The sequence below is a fragment of the Pseudomonas sp. ACN5 genome (assembly GCF_002303975.1).
Lineage (GTDB): Bacteria > Pseudomonadota > Gammaproteobacteria > Pseudomonadales > Pseudomonadaceae > Aquipseudomonas > Aquipseudomonas laurylsulfatiphila.
In genome coordinates this window covers 392,012-408,450 of sequence record NZ_MRCP01000002.1, presented here as the reverse complement: position 1 = coordinate 408,450, position 16,439 = coordinate 392,012, and the positions used below count along the sequence as shown (strand labels likewise).

16 protein-coding genes are annotated in these 16,439 nt (G+C 61.2%); 13 read left to right on the top strand and 3 right to left on the bottom strand.

What is annotated here, in order from left to right; translation table 11 throughout:
• Positions 1–489 precede the first annotated feature (489 nt).
• From BSF40_RS05095 to BSF40_RS05065, 7 genes are all read left to right on the top strand, one after another.
• Positions 490–1,236, top strand: a complete 747-nt coding sequence (locus BSF40_RS05095) for a LytTR family DNA-binding domain-containing protein (protein WP_015097334.1) — start codon at positions 490–492, stop codon at positions 1,234–1,236.
• Positions 1,237–1,374: 138 nt separating this feature from the next.
• A complete protein-coding gene (hemC, locus tag BSF40_RS05090) occupies positions 1,375–2,316 on the top strand; it encodes a hydroxymethylbilane synthase (protein ID WP_095964308.1) in 942 nt (313 codons plus the stop codon).
• Positions 2,313–3,080 (top strand): uroporphyrinogen-III synthase, encoded by a 768-nt coding sequence (locus tag BSF40_RS05085; RefSeq protein ID WP_095964307.1) that lies wholly within the window; start codon positions 2,313–2,315, stop codon positions 3,078–3,080. Before hemC ends, BSF40_RS05085 begins: the two co-directional genes overlap by 4 nt.
• Before the next feature lie 16 nt (positions 3,081–3,096).
• Positions 3,097–4,260, top strand: coding sequence for a uroporphyrinogen-III C-methyltransferase (locus BSF40_RS05080; protein ID WP_015097331.1), 1,164 nt, complete (start codon positions 3,097–3,099; stop codon positions 4,258–4,260).
• Positions 4,257–5,495, top strand: a complete 1,239-nt coding sequence (locus tag BSF40_RS05075; RefSeq protein WP_095964306.1) for a heme biosynthesis protein HemY — start codon at positions 4,257–4,259, stop codon at positions 5,493–5,495. The genes BSF40_RS05080 and BSF40_RS05075 overlap by 4 nt, the downstream gene beginning before the upstream one ends.
• Positions 5,496–5,758: 263 nt before the next feature.
• Complete coding sequence (locus BSF40_RS05070; RefSeq protein ID WP_095964305.1) at positions 5,759–6,310, top strand: disulfide bond formation protein B; 552 nt, start codon at positions 5,759–5,761, stop codon at positions 6,308–6,310.
• A 177-nt stretch (positions 6,311–6,487) separates the two neighbouring features.
• Positions 6,488–6,946: an Rsd/AlgQ family anti-sigma factor gene (locus tag BSF40_RS05065; RefSeq protein ID WP_015097328.1), complete on the top strand. Its 459-nt coding sequence runs from the start codon at positions 6,488–6,490 to the stop codon at positions 6,944–6,946.
• Positions 6,947–7,006: 60 nt separating this feature from the next.
• Here BSF40_RS05065 and BSF40_RS05060 read toward each other — a convergent pair whose 3' ends face one another.
• A complete protein-coding gene (locus BSF40_RS05060) occupies positions 7,007–7,672 on the bottom strand; it encodes an FKBP-type peptidyl-prolyl cis-trans isomerase (protein ID WP_095964304.1) in 666 nt (221 codons plus the stop codon).
• Positions 7,673–7,864: 192 nt separating this feature from the next.
• Here BSF40_RS05060 and BSF40_RS05050 point away from each other — a divergent pair, with 192 nt between their 5' ends.
• Positions 7,865–9,055 carry an AlgP family protein gene (locus BSF40_RS05050; protein ID WP_095964302.1) on the top strand — a complete coding sequence of 397 codons (1,191 nt, stop codon included), beginning with the start codon at positions 7,865–7,867 and terminating at the stop codon, positions 9,053–9,055.
• Here BSF40_RS05050 and BSF40_RS05045 read toward each other — a convergent pair.
• Positions 9,052–9,516, bottom strand: a complete 465-nt coding sequence (locus BSF40_RS05045; RefSeq protein WP_095964301.1) for a TIGR02444 family protein — start codon at positions 9,514–9,516, stop codon at positions 9,052–9,054. The genes BSF40_RS05050 and BSF40_RS05045 overlap by 4 nt on opposite strands.
• 50 nt (positions 9,517–9,566) lie before the next feature.
• Between BSF40_RS05045 and BSF40_RS05040 the strand changes: the two genes are divergently transcribed.
• The 5 genes from BSF40_RS05040 (at position 9,567) to BSF40_RS05020 (ending at position 15,530) form a co-directional block, all read left to right on the top strand.
• On the top strand, positions 9,567–11,477 hold the full coding sequence (locus tag BSF40_RS05040; protein ID WP_095964300.1) for an ATP-binding cassette domain-containing protein: 1,911 nt from the start codon (positions 9,567–9,569) through the stop codon (positions 11,475–11,477).
• Positions 11,477–12,058 carry a mechanosensitive ion channel family protein gene (locus BSF40_RS05035; protein WP_095964299.1) on the top strand — a complete coding sequence of 194 codons (582 nt, stop codon included), beginning with the start codon at positions 11,477–11,479 and terminating at the stop codon, positions 12,056–12,058. The genes BSF40_RS05040 and BSF40_RS05035 overlap by 1 nt, the downstream gene beginning before the upstream one ends.
• A gap of 226 nt (positions 12,059–12,284) precedes the next feature.
• A complete protein-coding gene (gene rhtB, locus BSF40_RS05030; RefSeq protein ID WP_015097322.1) occupies positions 12,285–12,917 on the top strand; it encodes a homoserine/homoserine lactone efflux protein in 633 nt (210 codons plus the stop codon).
• Positions 12,918–13,077: 160 nt separating this feature from the next.
• On the top strand, positions 13,078–14,976 hold the full coding sequence (locus BSF40_RS05025) for an FTR1 family protein (RefSeq protein ID WP_095964298.1): 1,899 nt from the start codon (positions 13,078–13,080) through the stop codon (positions 14,974–14,976).
• Positions 14,977–15,074: 98 nt separating this feature from the next.
• Entirely contained in the window at positions 15,075–15,530 is a 456-nt protein-coding gene (locus BSF40_RS05020; protein WP_095964297.1) for a YaiI/YqxD family protein, read from the top strand.
• A gap of 125 nt (positions 15,531–15,655) precedes the next feature.
• Here BSF40_RS05020 and elbB read toward each other — a convergent pair whose 3' ends face one another.
• Positions 15,656–16,324, bottom strand: coding sequence for an isoprenoid biosynthesis glyoxalase ElbB (elbB, locus tag BSF40_RS05015; RefSeq protein WP_007978857.1), 669 nt, complete (start codon positions 16,322–16,324; stop codon positions 15,656–15,658).
• Between the last annotated feature and the right edge of the window lie 115 nt (positions 16,325–16,439).

Below are 16,439 nucleotides of genomic sequence, written 5' to 3'. Positions count from 1 at the left end.
TGGAACGCTGGCGCGGATAATAACAGGGTTGCCAACCCTGTCGCTGACACTGGTCGATACGTTTTTTGTGTGGGAGCGAGCTTGCTCGCGATGGGCGTTAACGATAACGCGTACTTTCTGGATAAACGCGTCGACGCCAGGTTCATCGCGAGCAAGCTCGCTCCTGCATTAGCGCAACGATATTTTTCATTTGAGCAATAACGTCCCGGCAAACGTCTACAGTTGGACAGTAGGATCAGCGCACTTATCGGTGCAGCCGCTGATCATAAGTAGAGGGGGGGTGTTCATATTGCATATCAGCAAACCCTGTGGCGATGTGTCGCCAATGCGGGCCTGGGCCGCCAATCGCCCGGCAGATGAAAATTTAGCCGCCGGACCAGCGGCACTTTTTGACGCTCGGGCTAGTCTTAGCGTGGATCGCGGTGACGGACGTCACTTCACCTGTCTACGCTATCCTTGTGCGAGACTCACGCAGGAATCCAGCGCAATATGAATGTCCTGATCGTTGATGACGAACCCTTGGCCCGCGAGCGCCTGTGCCGAATGGTTGGCGAACTCGAGGGATACAGTGTCCTGGAGCCTAATGCCACGAATGGCGAAGAGGCGTTGGCACTGATCGACAGCCACAAGCCGGATATCGTGCTGCTTGATATCCGCATGCCCGGCCTCGATGGCCTGCAAGTGGCTGCACGGTTATGCGAACGCGAAACTCCGCCCGCCGTGGTGTTCTGCGCCGGGCCCGATGAATTTGCCGTGGAAGCCTTACAGGCCAGCGCCGTAGGCTATCTGGTGAAACCTGTGAGAACTGAACAGTTACATGACGCATTAAAGAGAGCCGAGCGCCCCAATCGTGCCCAGCTCGCCGCCCTGACCCGCCCTGCTGCCGAAAGCGGCAGCGGACCGCGCAGCCATATCAGCGCCCGAACCCGTAAAGGGATCGAGCTGATTCCGCTGGATCAGGTGGTGTACTTCATTGCCGACCACAAATACGTAACCTTGCGTCACGAAAGCGGTGAAGTACTGCTCGATGAGCCACTCAAGGCCCTCGAGGACGAGTTCGGTGACCGTTTCGTGCGTATCCATCGCAACGCACTGGTCGCCCGTGAGCGTATCGAGCGACTGCAACGCACACCCCTGGGGCATTTCCAGCTGTTCCTCAAAGGCCTCAATGGTGATGCGCTGATCGTCAGTCGGCGCCATGTGGCTGGCGTGCGCAAGATGATGCAACAGCTTTAAACAGCTGTTTGCAGGCGAATTTCACACCCGATTGCCGGACATCCGGGGCCAGGGAGGCCGAGTAGTATCTGATACAAGTCAAAGTGGATTTGGCTGAGCTGTTATTATCCGCCGTATCTATTCAGTACGGATTGATCCATGTCCTCTCGCCAAATCCGCATCGCCACCCGCAAAAGCGCACTCGCCCTGTGGCAGGCCGAATACGTCAAAGCCCGCCTTGAAGCGGCTCACCCGGGCCTGCTGGTGACTCTCGTCCCCATGGTCAGCCGTGGTGACAAGCTGCTTGACTCTCCGCTGTCGAAAATCGGTGGCAAAGGCCTGTTCGTCAAGGAACTCGAAACCGCGCTGTTGGACAATGAAGCCGACATCGCCGTGCACTCCATGAAGGACGTGCCGATGGACTTCCCCGAAGGCCTCGGCCTGTACTGCATTTGCGAACGGGAAGACCCGCGCGACGCCTTCGTTTCCAACACCTTCACCAGCCTGGATGAGTTGCCTCCGGGCAGCATCGTCGGCACCTCCAGCCTGCGCCGCCAGGCGCAATTGCTGACCCGTCGCCCTGATCTGGAAATCCGCTTCCTGCGTGGCAACGTCAACACGCGCCTGGCCAAGCTCGATGCCGGTGAATACGACGCCATCATCCTTGCCGCTGCCGGCTTGATCCGGCTGGGCTTTGAAGATCGCATCACTTCGGCCATCAGTGTCGACGACAGCCTTCCGGCCGGTGGCCAGGGCGCGGTGGGTATCGAATGCCGCAGCGCCGACAGTGAGATCCATGCGCTGCTGGCGCCCCTGCATCACCAGGACACCGCCACCCGCGTGACCGCCGAACGAGCCCTCAACAAGCACCTCAATGGCGGTTGCCAGGTACCGATTGCCTGCTACGCCGTGCTGGAGGGTGAACAGCTCTGGTTGCGCGGACTGGTGGGTGATCCAGCCGGTGGCCTGCTGCTCAGCGCACAAGCCCGTGCCCCTCGCGGCGATGCCGAGGCACTGGGTGTGCGTGTCGCTGAAGACCTTCTAAGCCAGGGTGCCGACGCCATTCTCAAAGCGGTCTACGGCGAGGCAGGTCACGAGTGATCGGCTGGCGCTTGCTGCTGACGCGTCCCGCCGATGAGGCGGCGGCGCTGGGCAGCTTTTTGGCCGAACAGGGGATTTTCAGCAGCAGTCTGCCGCTTTTGGACATCGTGCCGATTGCGGCGACTGACACAATGCGCCAGCTGATTCAGACGCTGGAAACGTTCTGCGCAATCATCGTGGTCAGCAAGCCGGCCGCCCGGATCGGCGTCGAACTGCTTGAGCGGTTTCGGCCCGCGCCGCCCGCTGTGAAGTGGTTCAGCGTCGGCGCGGCGACAGCGCAGATCCTCCAGTCTCACGGATTGGATGTGAGCTTCCCGGCAGAAGGCGATGACAGTGAGGCCTTGCTCGAACTTTCCCGCCTGCGCGAGGCGATCGCACAACCCGATGGGCGGGTACTGATCCTGCGCGGGGAGGGTGGGCGCGAATTGCTGGCTGAGCGTTTGCGTGAGCTTGGTGCTAGTGTCGAGTATCTGGAGCTGTACCGCCGGGCAATGCCGATTTACCCGCCGCAAGTGCTACCGCAACGGATCCAGGCGGAACGCCTGAACGGGCTGGTGGTCAGCAGTGGACAAGGTTTTGAGCACCTGCATCAATTGGCCGGCGATGCCTGGCCGCAATTGGCGCGGTTGCCGTTGTTTGTACCAAGCCCCAGGGTTGCCGAGCTGGCGCGTGTCGCCGGGGCCAAAACAGTTGTGGATTGTCGCGGCGCGAGTGCCGCGGCCTTGCTGACGGCGTTACGGGAGCAACCCGTACCCGTTTTCTGATGCAAAGGATGGATACGTGAGCGAAACAGCCTTGCCTAAAGATGACTCGCGACCGGTGCTTGATGCACCTGTTGATGCTCCTGTAGATGAAATGCCGCCACCACCACCAGCTGCCGAGCAGCGTCGAGGCAATGGTCTGGCAATCCTCGCGCTGATGTTGGGTGCGGCCGGTGTAGCGGTGGGCGGTTGGGGTGTCTGGCAGGTGCGTCACCTGCAAGCCAATAGTCAGCAGCAACTGAGCCAGGTACAGGCGTTGAATGACCAGGCGCAAAACCTCAAGCTCAATGAGGAGCGCCTGAGCGCACGCCTGGCGCAATTGCCTCCCGCCGATGAGCTGGAAGCACGCAGTCGCCTGGTGATCCAGCTGCAAGGTGATCAGCAGCGTTTGAACCAGCGTCTGGAAACCGTACTCGGCGCCAGTCGCAAGGACTGGCGTCTGGCCGAGGCCGAGCACTTGCTGCGTCTGGCCAGTCTGCGACTGTCTGCCTTGCAAGACATCAGCAGCGCCCAGGCATTGGTCCAGGGTGCCGACGAGATATTGCGTGAGCAGAACGATCCGGGCGCCTTTGCCGCGCGCGAGCAGGTGGCCAAGACCCTGATAGCCCTGCGCAGTACCGAGCAACCGGACCGCACCGGGCTGTTTCTGCGTCTGGGCGCACTGCGCGATCAAGTGGCCAGCCTCACCGAGCTGGCACCGGAGTACAAGGACCGTGGCGATTCGCTGCTGGGCCTGACTGCCGATGGCGATGGTGCCAGTCGCTGGGCGCAATGGTGGGATCAGATTTCGCGTTACATCCGTATCGATTTCAATGCCGATAAAAACGTTCGCCCATTGCTGGCCGGCCAGAGCCTGATTCAGGTGCGCCTGGCCCTGAGCCTGGCGCTGGAGCAGGCACAGTGGGCCGCACTCAATGGTCAGGCTGCGGTGTACTCCCAGGTACTGGACGAAGCGCGGGACATCCTCAAGGGCAACTTCAACCCGGACAACTCGCAAAGCAAAGTCATGCTTGAGCAGGTAGCCGAGCTGAGCAGGCAACCTGTCACCGTAGTCACCCCGGACATGACCGGCACCCTGAGCGCGGTGCAGGGATACCTGGAGCGGCGCAACGTCAACGCCGAAGATTCGGTCAAGCCGATGGCCAGGCCTGCTGCGAACACCGCGCCGGAGGCCACGCCATGAAGCGCCTCTATGTGATCGTGTTCCTCGTGATTGCTGCTGCCGCTGCGCTGGGGCTGGCGATTGCCGAACATTCCGGTTACGTGCTGATTGCCTACAAGACCTTCCGCTATGAGTCGAGCCTGTGGGCTACTTTGGCACTGGTGGCTGTGCTGTGGCTGGTGATCTGGGGTATCAAGGCGCTGGTCGAACTGGTGATGGCTTCCAGCGGGGTGGTCAACCCTTGGTCCCGGCGTAACCGCAGCCGTCGGGTGCAGGTGGCGATCGAGCACGGTCAACTGGACCTGGCCGAGGGGCGCTGGGCCAGCGCGCAACGTCACTTGCATCGGGCTGCCGAGGCCGAGCGCCAGCCGTTGCTTTACTACCTCGGTGCAGCCCGTGCCGCAAACGAACAAGGCAATTACGAAGAAAGCGACAACTTGCTGGAGCGCGCCCTGGAGCGTCAGCCTCAGGCCGAGTTGGCTATCGCCTTGAACCACGCCCAGTTGCAGACCGACCGCGGTGATACCGACGGCGCCCTCGCCACCTTGCAAGCCATGCGTGAGCGCCATCCTCATAACGCACAGACCCTGCGTCAGTTGCAGCGCCTGCTTCAGCAACGTGGTGACTGGTCGTCAGTCATTCGCCTGCTGCCGGAGCTGCGCAAGGACAAAGTTCTGCCGGCGGCCGAACTCACCGAACTGGAGCGTCGGGCCTGGGGGGCGAACCTGTCTCTGGCGGCGCAACGGGAAGAAGACGGAACGGTGGGCAAGCAAGCGCTCGAACGTGCCTGGCAGCAACTGACCTCGGCGCAACGCCAGGAGCCGCAACTGGTGCTCGCCTATGCCGAGCAACTGCGGCAATTGGGGGCTCAGGTCGAAGCCGAGGAAGTCCTGCGCACCGCGCTCAAGCGTAGCTACGACAGTCATCTGGCTCGTCTCTACGGGCTGGTGCGCGGCAATGATCCGGCCCGCCAGTTGCAGGCCGCTGAAGGCTGGCTCAAGGACCATCCGGCCGATCCGGGCCTGCTGCTGACACTGGGCCGTCTGTGCCTGCAAAACAGTTTGTGGGGCAAGGCCCGGGACTATCTGGAAAGCAGCCTGCGTGTACAACGCAATCCGGAAGCCTGTGCAGAGCTGGCGCGGCTGTTGGCGCAAATGGGTGATGCCGAGCGCAGCAACCAGCTGTTTCAGGAAGGCCTGGGATTGCTGGATGAACGCTTGCTCGCTGCCCCTCTGCCAGTGGCAGTTCGCGCTTGACCGATTCGCTGGCGCCAGGCACCGGCGTCTGTGTGATGAGCTGCGGCGAGGAAGCAATCTTCCTCGTCGCAGTGAGATGATTCGCTGAAATTCGGTTACCCATTCTCGTCGCAGGTAAAGTCCTACAGAGGACTACTTTTTATCCTCTCGTCTACGTCGGGATTTCCCTACACTTCTGCTGAAGTCTCCTTGGGCGCCTGCCTTGAAAGGCCGCCGCGCTTTCCTCTACCGTAACGGACTGTCACTACTTTTACGGATAAGCCATGTCTTTGGCCTGCTCACGCTCCTTGTTTTTCATGGCTTTCATTGCGGGTGCCCTGGCGTTGGGCGTTTCCTACTACCTGGAGTATGCGGTCGGCCTGCGGCCTTGCGGCTTGTGTCTGGTGCAGCGGTTTTGTCTGGCGCTCCTGACCGGTGTCTGCCTGATGGCTTCGGTCCATGGTCCAGGTCGCATCGGAACCGCTCTGTATTGGCTGCTCTGTCTTGGTTTCAGCCTGGCCGGCACTGTCACGGCGTGGCGACAGGTTTTGCTGCAAAGCCTTCCGATGGAACAAGCAGCGGCGTGCTCGACCCATCTGGCGGATCTGTTCGCCGGTTCTGCGCTGCTCTCCGTCCTGCAGCAAGTGTTCAAGGGCGCTGTCGATTGTGTGGAAATTTCCTGGACGCTGTTCGATCTGAGTCTCACGGAGTGGAGTCTGCTGTTCTTCGTCGCGATGATGATTCTGGCTGTTTACCAGTCGTTGCGACTGGTCTGGATCAGCTATCAGCGACCACTCAGCGACGAGTCGTCGCACCGGGCCTTTGCCGGCGATTAAACACTTGTATGAACTTTATCGCCTGCGTACCTTGAAGCCAGTGTCGTGCGGGCATAATCTGGCCCGCACGTGTCATTGGAATTATGTTGCTCGATGACGCTCTGCCTGACCGCCCACCGATGTTACAAGAGGCGTGCGGGCATAGAGCAGCTGACCCACAAGGGAAGAGAGATCACCATGCTCGAAAGTTGTCAGAATGCTCAGGAACGCTGGGGTGGAGTGCACCTGCTGATCGATCGCTGGTTGCAGGAACGACACGAACTGATCGGGGCCTATGACGCTCTTGGCGCAAAGCCTGAGGCGTTGGGTGAGAACCGCAAGCCTTTGCAGGAGTTCTGCGGCGTGCTGGTCGATTATGTATCGGCCGGGCACTTCGAGATCTACGAGCAGCTGACGGGGGAGGCCAAGGCCTTCAACGACACGCGTGGCCTGGAGCTCGCCGAGACGATCTACCCGCGCATCGACGTCATCACCGAGAAGCTGCTCGCGTTCAATGACCTGTGCGATGAAGGTAAATGCGTCGCCGAGAAATTCAAGGAACTGGGTGGCCTGCTGCATGAACGCTTCGAGCTGGAAGACTGCCTGATCGAAGTGCTGCACACAGCCCACAAGGAAGCCGATTCGGTTCAGGCCTGAAGCGCTTTCTGCAAGATCTCGAAACGGCGTGCCAAGGCACGCCGTTTTTCGTTTGTGTCGTCAGCCGGTGGCACCGCGCAATTCGACTTCAAACACCAGTGGTGTGAACGGTGCGATCACGTCACCGGCACCCTCGGCGCCATAGGCCTGGGCCGATGGAATCACCAGTCGCCATTTCGCCCCGACCGGCATGTTTTGCAAGGCGCTGCGCCATCCGGCGATCACGCTGTCGAGACTGAACCATTGAGGCTGACTGTTCTGATCGAACACCGTGCCGTCGGGCAAGCGACCGATGTACAGCACCTGCACCTTGCCGTTGGGTCCTGCCTTGGCGCCAGCGCCCGGCGTCAACTCGGTCAGCAGCACGCCGTCAGCCAGTTCGCGCACGCCAGGCCTGGCTTTCTCGGCGGCGAGAAAACGCTGTTCCTTTTCCAGTGCCAATTCGCTTTGCGGCTCAGCTGACTGCATGGCAATCCGCGCTTCATGCTCGGTCAATATCTGCTGGATCTGCTCGTCTTTCAGCGCCAGCGGCTTGCCCTGATAGGCCTGTTGCAATCCCTCGACGAGTGCCTGAAGTTGCAGATCGGGAGCCTCCTGGCGCAAGCGTTCGCCAAGGCTCGCACCCAGGCTATAAGCGAGATCGTGGGCTTCATTTTCCTGTGTTTTTTCGGCGGCCTGGGCGACCGAAAAAAACACGCACAGCGATAAAAAAAGGTGGCGCGACATGGGCACTCTCCGACCTGAATTGCGGGCGATTATGCCAGTGAGAATGCGCACAACGGTGAACTGCTTTCACGCCGACGCAGAAGTTTTTCAGTCCTTTGCAACGCAACGCTTTCGATAGTGTCAACATGCCCTAGCGGCGGTTGCTGCAGAGGTCTAGTATGAGCCGCACTCACTTCAGCCAGGAGGTAAACCATGTCGGCCACCAAGAAGCCAGTAAGCACTCCATTGCACCTGCTCCAACAACTCTCGGGCAGCCTGCTCGAGCATCTGGAAACCGCTTGTTCCGAAGCCTTGGCTGATGCTGAAAAACTGCTCGCCAAACTGGAAAAGCAGCGCGGAAAAGCGCAAGAAAAACTGCACAAGTCCCGCACCAAATTGCAGGACGCTGCGGCGGCCGGAAAAGCCAAGGCGCAAGCCAAGGCCAAGGGCGCAGTAAGCGATCTTGAGGAACTGCTCGATGCCCTCAAGGATCGTCAATCGGAAACCCGCGGCTACATTCTGCAACTCAAGCGCGATGCTCAGGAAAGCCTGAAACTGGCCCAGGGCGTCGGTCGTGTACAAGAGGCTGTCGGCAAGGTGTTGTCCCTGCGCGCGGCCAAGCCTGCTGCGGCACCTGCGAAGAAAGCCGCTGCCAAACCGGCTGCTGCAAAAGCACCGGCCAAGCCTGCTGCTGCAAAACCGGCCGCTGCCAAACCGGTAGCTAAAACCGCCGCAGCCAAACCTGCTGCAAAACCTGCAGCGAGAAAACCAGCCGCTGCCAGCGCCGCAAAACCGGCTGCTAAATCCACGGCTGCCAAACCTGCCGCTGCACGTCCTGCTGCTGCAAAAACCGCTGCTGCCAAACCAGCCGTGGCTAAAACCGCTGCTGCTAAACCGGCTGCAAAACCAGCTGCAAAACCAGCCGCTAAACCAGCTGCCCGCACCGCTGCTGCGAAACCTGCTGCCAAGCCGGCTGCAAAACCTGTCGCTGCAAAACCGGCCGCTAAACCAGCAGCCAAACCAGCGGCAAAACCTGCTGTAAAAGCGGCTGCCAAACCAGCTGCAGCAAAACCAGTCGTTGCCGCCAAGCCAGCAGCGGCCAAACCAGCTGCTAAACCAGCTGCTAAACCAGCTGCTAAACCAGCTGCGGCTAAACCAGCTGCCAAACCTGCTGCTGCCAAACCTGCTGCAAAACCCGCAGCCAAACCTGCTGTGAAGAAGCCGGTTGCCGCCAAGCCAGCCACCGCTCCGGTTGCAAAGCCAGCCACCGCACCGGCTGCCAAGCCAGCCAACCCGGCTCCGGTAGCAACGTCTGCTTTAGCCGCGGCCACATCGACAGCCACGCCAGCGCCAACGCCGGCCGCCGCATCGATCGCAGCAACCACCCCAACCAGCGCTTCCTAAGTGCCGGTTACCGCGACGCGCAGCTGATGCAGCGCGTCGCGGTGCAGGTGGGCGGCCTCGGTCGCCGCACCTTCCAGCCAGGCCGCCAGATCGGTCCCGGCATTTTGCGGCCAACTCTGCGCCGCTCTCTCCAGCCGCAACAACAGATGCCGTTCGGCTTCCAGTTCGAGTCCCTTCACTTGTTCACGCAAGGTATGCAAGTCGGCGTCTTCCGTGGCCGCGGCTTTCCACTGTGTGCGCAAGATGCGCAACGGCCGCACGACATCGATGTCCCACGAGGTGGCCACACCGCGCAGTTGCTGCAAGCGCTGCTCATCGAAAGCCACGCCTCGTTGTCCCAGCCACGCACCACACAGCAGCAGACACACATTGACCCCCGCCGACTGCAATTGCAGGCATGCCTGCTCTACACCGGGGCGGGCGTAAGTGGTCAGGGAAAAGCTCCACAGGTCAGAGGACATAGTGCTACTCGCGCCAGTTGCGAGCGAAGCTGGTAGACTCCGCCGCCATTATGATTCGACTTCAGAACCTGACTTTACAGCGTGGCCCGCAACGTCTGCTAGAAGACGCCGAGCTGACCCTGCACGCCGGCCAGAAAGCCGGCCTCATCGGTGCCAATGGCGCCGGCAAATCGAGCCTGTTCGCCTTGCTTCGGGGTGAGCTGCACCCGGACTCGGGTGATTGCTTCCTGCCGGCCGACTGGCGTATCGCCCACATGCGCCAGGAGGTCGACACCCTCGAACGCCTGGCGGTCGATTACGTGCTCGATGGCGACCTGCGCCTGCGCCAGGTGCAACGCGACCTGGCGGCAGCCGAAGCGGCCCATGACGGTGCCGCACAGGCCCGCCTGCATTCGGAACTCGACAGCGCCGACGGTTACACCGCCGACGCCCGGGCGCGCAAGCTGCTGGCCGGTCTTGGGTTCACCAACGAGCAGATGGATCGTCAGGTCGGGGACTTCTCCGGTGGCTGGCGAATGCGTCTGAACCTGGCACAGGCCTTGATGTGCCCGTCGGACCTGCTGCTGCTCGACGAACCGACCAACCACCTGGACCTCGACGCCATCATCTGGCTTGAGGAATGGCTCAAGAGCTATCCGGGCACCCTGATGCTGATCTCCCACGACCGGGACTTCCTCGATGCCGTGGTCGACCACGTGGCCCACGTCGATCAGCGCAAGATCACCCTGTACCGCGGTGGCTACAGCGCCTTCGAGCGCGCCCGTGCCGAACGTCTGGCCCAGCAACAGCAAGCCTACGAGAAGCAGCAGGCGCAACGTGCGCACATGGAAAGCTACATCGCCCGCTTCAAGGCCCAGGCCACCAAGGCCCGTCAGGCTCAGAGCCGGATCAAGGCCCTGGAGCGGATGGAAGAGCTGACTGCTGCCCACGTCGATTCGCCGTTCGACTTCGTCTTCCGCGAATCGCAGAAAATTTCCAGCCCGCTGATCGACCTGTCCGACGCCCGCCTGGGTTACGGCGACAAAGCCGTGCTGGAGAAGGTCAAGCTGCAACTGACCCCGGGAGCGCGAATCGGTCTGCTCGGCCCTAACGGTGCCGGTAAATCGACCCTGATCAAGAACCTTGCCGGTGAGCTCTCGCCATTGGCCGGTCGCTTGACCCGTGGCGAGAACACCGTGGTCGGTTACTTCGCCCAGCATCAGCTCGACTCTCTGGATTCCAAAGCCAGCCCGTTGTTGCACTTGCAGCGCCTGGCACCGACCGAGCGCGAACAGACTCTGCGCGACTTCCTCGGCGGTTTCGACTTCCGTGGCGCGCGGATCGACGAGCCGGTGCTGAATTTTTCCGGTGGTGAAAAGGCGCGCCTGGCCCTGGCATTGATTGCCTGGGACCGGCCGAACCTGTTGCTGCTCGACGAACCGACCAACCACCTGGACCTGGAAATGCGCCTCGCGCTGACTATGGCCCTGCAGGAGTTCAGTGGTGCGGTACTGGTGGTCTCTCACGATCGTCATTTGCTCAAAAGCACCACCGACAATTTCTATCTGGTGGCGGATGGCAAGGTCGAAGAGTTCGACGGCGACCTGGAGGACTACACCCGCTGGTTGGTGGAGTATCGCCAGCGCAATGCCCCGGTCAGCAGCACCCCGGTCAATCCGGACAAGACCGACAAGAAAGCCCAGCGTCAGGCCGCAGCGGCGTTGCGTCAGCAACTGGCCCCACACAAGCGTGAGGCTGACAAGCTCGAAGCCGAACTGGGCAAGCTCCACGAAAAACTGGCGAAGGTCGATACCAGCCTCGGCGACAGCGACATCTACGAGCCCGCACGCAAGAACGAATTGCGTGATCTGCTGGCCGAGCAGGCCAGGCTGAAAGTGCGTGAAGCGGAGCTGGAAGAGGCGTGGATGGAGGCCCTGGAATTGCTGGAAAGCATGCAGGCGGAGCTGGAGGCGCTGTCCTGATGGACGCCTTCAAGCTGCCGTTGCCGGCGGTGTGGGTCGAGCCGATCTGGCTTGGCGTGCAAATCCTGTTGATCCTGCTCGCCGGCTACTTCACCCAGCGCTTCGTCGCCAAAGGCCTGACCCGTCTTGGTGAGCGTTACCCGTTTCCGCCGCAATTGATGATGCCGCTGCGGGGTGGCTTGCGCTGGCTGATCATGGGCAGCGCGCTGATTTTCGTGCTGGAGCGACTCGGTGTATCGGCCACGGTGCTCTGGACCGCGTTGTCCGGTTTCGTCGCAGTCGCGGCGGTGGCGTTTTTTGCCATGTGGAGCGTGCTCTCGAACCTGCTGTGCGCGATCCTGATCTTTACCGTCGGCCCGTTCCGCATCGGTGACGTGGTCGAGTTGGTGGACACCACCGACAAGCCCGGCGTCAAAGGTCGGGTGGTGGCGATCAATCTTCTTTACACCACGTTGCTCGAGGCCGAAGAACTTGGCACTGGCAGCGCCATGGTGCAGGTGCCCAACAGTTTGTTCTTCCAGCGTTCGGTGCGGCGCTGGCGCGGGACGGATGTGTTTCCTTCCAGCGGGTTTGAAAAGTAAACCTTCTGCTGCCTGATACACCGCTTTCGCGAGCAAGCCCGCTCCCACAGGTGATCGCGTTCTTATTAGCGACATCGGTCTGATGTGGGAGCGGGCTTGCTCGCGAAGGGGCCCTCAAGCACTGAGCGCTGGTCGGCCGTCGCCATGTCCTGCAAAAAATCGGTAGTCATCCAATCAAAGCCGCATTAGCTTAGACATCTGTCACGAGTCCGAGTCGAGGTGTGCAATGGAGCTTCAAACATGGCTGGCGTTTTTTGCCGCCTGCTGGGTGATCAGCCTGTCCCCCGGTGCCGGCGCCATTGCGTCGATGTCCAGCGGTCTGCAATACGGCTTCTGGCGCGGCTACTGGAACGCCTTGGGCCTGCAACTGGGCCTGGCTTTGCAGATCGCCATCGTCGGTGCCGGTGTCGGCGCCATTCTCACGGCTTCGGCCACGGCCTTTTACGCCATCAAATGGTTTGGCGTGGCGTATCTGGTTTACCTCGCGATCAAGCAATGGCGCGCGCTGCCCAGCGATATGAGCGATGACGCCTCAATGCGCCAGATCGGCAAGCCGATGGCCCTGGTGTTCCGTGGTTTTCTGGTGAACATCAGCAACCCCAAGGCGCTGGTGTTCATGCTGGCGGTGCTGCCGCAGTTCATCGACCCCCATGCTCCGCTCCTGATCCAGTATCTGGTGATTGGCGTGACCATGGTCTGCGTCGACCTGATCGTCATGGCCGGGTACACCGGTCTGGCGTCCAAGGTGCTGCGTCTGTTGCGCACACCGAAACAGCAAAAGCGCATGAACCGCACCTTTGCCGGGCTGTTCATCGGGGCGGCGGCTTTCATGGCGACGTTGCGCAGGGCCGCCGTGTAAACGGCGACTTACAAAAAAGGCGACCCTGGAGGTCGCCTTTTTCGTTTGTGGGGGCAATTCCAGAAACCAATGCAATTACGAAGAAGTATCAACAAAGCTTGAGCGAAACCCGTCAGGCGTTAACAATGTGTAACTTCGTATTTCCAATTGAGATTCATTCATGATTGCCCCCTCCCGTTTCCTGGCCTGGCTGGTGTTGCCGCTGTTGGCGGCGTGCAGCTTTCAGTTGCTGGCCGCACCCGCCGAAGGTGCGCCGCAGGCGCTGCACTTGCTCGATTTCATCGGCGCGGATTACCCGGACACGGTGCAGGCGGGCAGCATCACGGACCAGGCCGGATTTCGCGCGCAGCAAGACTCGGTCAAGACGCTGGGAAGCCTGATTGCAGCCCTGCCGGACACATCGGAAAAAGCCGCGCTGGAGCAAAGCCTGGTCGCGCTGGGAAATTCCATCGGCGCCCATCAGGACGGTGCCGAAGTTGCGCGCCAGGCCCGGCAACTGGGTGCGAAGCTGGCCGTGGCCTATGAAGTCAGCCAGGCCCCGGTCATTACGCCGGACCCGGCGCGTGGCGCACCGCTGTACGCTCAGCATTGCTCGGTCTGCCATGGCGATACAGGGGCCGGCGACGGCCCGGCGGGTGTCGGCATGACGCCAGCGCCGACCGATCTGCGTGATGCTTCACGGCTGGACCGCCTGAGCCTCTACGCGATCTACAGCACCCTCGGTCAAGGCATTGAAGGCACTGATATGCCGGCCTTCGCCGACCAGCTGGATGATCGTCAGCGTTGGGACCTTGCCACCTATATCGCCAGCTTCAGCAGCACCCCGGCGACGGCCAGTGCTGACAAAACCTACAACATTGCCGACCTGGCCCGTCAGACTCCGGCCGAAGTGCAGGCCGTCGAAGGCCCGCAAGCCGCCGCGACGTTCCGTGCCCAGCGGGCGCAACCGCCCCAGGTCAAGCGTGGCCCGGCACAACTGCTTGACTACACGGCGGCCACCCTGGACAAGAGCATCGCGGCGTATCGTGCCGGCGAGCATGATCAGGCTTATGACTTATCGGTAGCAGCGTATCTGGAAGGCTTCGAGCTGGTCGAGAGCTCGCTGGATAACATTGACGCCAACGTGCGTAAAGACACGGAAAAATCCCTGATGGCCTACCGTCAGTCGTTGCAGGACGGCTTGTCGGTGAGCGAGGTCGAGCAGCGCCTGGACGTGGCCAAGGACAAGTTGAAAGCATCGGCCGACTTGCTGGGTAGCGACGGTTTGAGCTGGTCGCTGAGTTACATTTCCGGCTTGCTGATTCTGCTGCGCGAAGGTCTGGAAGCGATCCTGGTGCTGGCGGCGATCCTGGCCTTCTTGCGTAACACGGGCCAACAGGCGGCGGTGCGCAGCGTCAACGTCGGTTGGGGCCTGGCATTTCTGGCCGGGTTAGGCACCTGGGCGCTGGCAGCCTATGTGATTGATGTCAGCGGTTCGCAGCGCGAGTTGCTGGAAGGCGCGACGGCGTTGTTTGCCAGTGTCATGGTGCTGTGGCTGGGCGTGTGGATGCATGACCGTCGTCACGCGGCGGCCTGGCAGGATTACATCAAGACCAGCCTGGTGGGTGGCGGTGGGCGTTTCGGCTTTGCGACACTGGCGTTTTTCTCGGTGTATCGCGAACTGTTCGAAGTGATTCTGTTCTACGAAACCCTGTGGCTGCAGGCAGGTCCCGCAGGGCACAACGCCGTGTTGGCCGGTGGGGCCACGGCGGTGGTGCTGCTGGTCGGCCTGGCCTGGGTGATTTTGCGCGGTTCGGCGAAGTTGCCGCTGGCGCTGTTCTTCAGCATCAACGCGGGTCTGCTGTGCGCCTTGTCGGTGGTGTTTGCCGGGCATGGCGTGAAAGCGCTGCAGGAAGCCGGGATTTTCGGCACGCGGCCGGTGCCGTTCTTTGACTTTGACTGGCTGGGGATCCATGCCGATGCGTATTCGTTGAGCGCCCAGGCCGTGGCGATCATTGCGATTGTCGTGTTGTATGGTCGTAGTCGGGTGGTTGAGAAGCAGCGGGTGCAGGTTTCTTAAACCGCATTCGCTTCGCTCACTTTCGCGGGCGAGCCACGCTCCCTCAGGTTTAGCGGCGCGTGGCTTGCCCGTGATGTTTTTCAAGAGAGGAAAAACCAATGCGTGTATGGATCGATGCCGATGCCTGTCCGCGGGCGGCCAAGGATCTGGTGGTGAAGTTCGCCCTCAAGCGCCAGTTTGAAGTGGTGCTGGTGGCCGGGCAGCCGCAGACCAAGCCGGGGCTGGCGCTGGTCAAGCTGATCGTGGTGCCGAGCGGCCCGGATGCGGCGGACGATTACCTGGTGGAGTACGCGGTGCCCGGTGAGCTGGTGATCTGTAGCGATGTGCCGCTGGCCGATCGTCTGGTGAAGAAGGGCGTGGCAGCGCTCGACCCACGGGGCAAGGAATTTGATGCGCAGAACATGGGGGAGCGGCTGGCGGTGCGCAACCTGTTCACCGATTTGCGCGAACAGGGGCAGATGGGGGGGGGGCCAGCGCCGTTTGGCGAGCGTGAGAAACAGGCGTTTGCCAATGCGCTGGACCGGATTTTGACTCGGCTCACCCGAAAAGCCTGAACCCCTGTAGGAGCGAGCTTGCTCCGGGCGGCGATCCGACGATGGACGTCAACGATGACGAGTGCTGGCTGGATGAACGCGGTGCGCTTACATCCATCGCGAGCAAGCTCGCTCCTACAGTTGTGTCAGGCGTCGTTTTCGTGGGTCAGTTCCAGCACCCGGTCTACCAGCTTGTTGATCCCCGACGCCACTTCACTGATCGATTGCGCCAGCATATAGGCCGGGGTGCTCACCAGTTTGCGTGCCTTGTCTTCGACGATGTCACTGACCGCGCAATCGGTATGGGTCGCGCCCATCTTGTTCATCGCGGCAGCGGTGTCGGTGTCATTGCCAATGGTGCAGGTGACGCCGGGACCGTAGATCTTGGCGGCCAGGGCAGGGGAAATGCACATCAACCCCACCGGCTTGCCAGCCTCGGCAAAGGCTTCGGTCAGTGCCAGGACATCCGGTTGAACGGTGCAGCCGGCGCCTTCAATGGCGAAGTTGGACAGGTTCTTGGCTGAGCCGAAGCCGCCGGGCACGATCAACGCGTCGAAGTCATCGACGTTCGCGTCACGAATGTCCTGGATGTTGCCCCGGGCAATCCGCGCCGACTCGACCAGCACGTTGCGCGATTCGGGCATTTCTTCGCCGGTCAGGTGATTGATTACATGCAATTGCGCGATGTTCGGTGCGAAGCACTGCACCTGCGCCCCGCGTTGATCCAGGCGCAGCAGGGTGATGACGCTCTCGTGGAGCTCGGCGCCGTCGTACACGCCACAACCGGAAAGGATCACTGCAACTTTTTTGCTCATGGGCTTTTCTCCAGATTCATGGCGTTAAATGTCCACTAATTTGTCACTCGTTGCCATAGGGTTAATTCGCAGTTACACATAGCATTTGTCTTCAGGATTCCGATCAGGGCGCGTC

Bases quoted from the DNA above. Each gene is read 5' to 3' on its own strand.
- BSF40_RS05095 (WP_015097334.1), top strand. From the start codon at position 490: ATGAATGTCCTGATCGTTGATGACGAACCCTTGGCCCGCGAGCGCCTG.
- hemC (WP_095964308.1), top strand. From the start codon at position 1,375: ATGTCCTCTCGCCAAATCCGCATCGCCACCCGCAAAAGCGCACTCGCC.
- BSF40_RS05075 (WP_095964306.1), top strand. From the start codon at position 4,257: ATGAAGCGCCTCTATGTGATCGTGTTCCTCGTGATTGCTGCTGCCGCT.
- BSF40_RS05070 (WP_095964305.1), top strand. From the start codon at position 5,759: ATGTCTTTGGCCTGCTCACGCTCCTTGTTTTTCATGGCTTTCATTGCG.
- BSF40_RS05065 (WP_015097328.1), top strand. From the start codon at position 6,488: ATGCTCGAAAGTTGTCAGAATGCTCAGGAACGCTGGGGTGGAGTGCAC.
- BSF40_RS05060 (WP_095964304.1), bottom strand. From the start codon at position 7,672: ATGTCGCGCCACCTTTTTTTATCGCTGTGCGTGTTTTTTTCGGTCGCC.
- BSF40_RS05050 (WP_095964302.1), top strand. From the start codon at position 7,865: ATGTCGGCCACCAAGAAGCCAGTAAGCACTCCATTGCACCTGCTCCAA.
- BSF40_RS05045 (WP_095964301.1), bottom strand. From the start codon at position 9,516: ATGTCCTCTGACCTGTGGAGCTTTTCCCTGACCACTTACGCCCGCCCC.
- BSF40_RS05040 (WP_095964300.1), top strand. From the start codon at position 9,567: ATGATTCGACTTCAGAACCTGACTTTACAGCGTGGCCCGCAACGTCTG.
- BSF40_RS05035 (WP_095964299.1), top strand. From the start codon at position 11,477: ATGGACGCCTTCAAGCTGCCGTTGCCGGCGGTGTGGGTCGAGCCGATC.
- rhtB (WP_015097322.1), top strand. From the start codon at position 12,285: ATGGAGCTTCAAACATGGCTGGCGTTTTTTGCCGCCTGCTGGGTGATC.
- BSF40_RS05025 (WP_095964298.1), top strand. From the start codon at position 13,078: ATGATTGCCCCCTCCCGTTTCCTGGCCTGGCTGGTGTTGCCGCTGTTG.
- BSF40_RS05020 (WP_095964297.1), top strand. From the start codon at position 15,075: ATGCGTGTATGGATCGATGCCGATGCCTGTCCGCGGGCGGCCAAGGAT.
- elbB (WP_007978857.1), bottom strand. From the start codon at position 16,324: ATGAGCAAAAAAGTTGCAGTGATCCTTTCCGGTTGTGGCGTGTACGAC.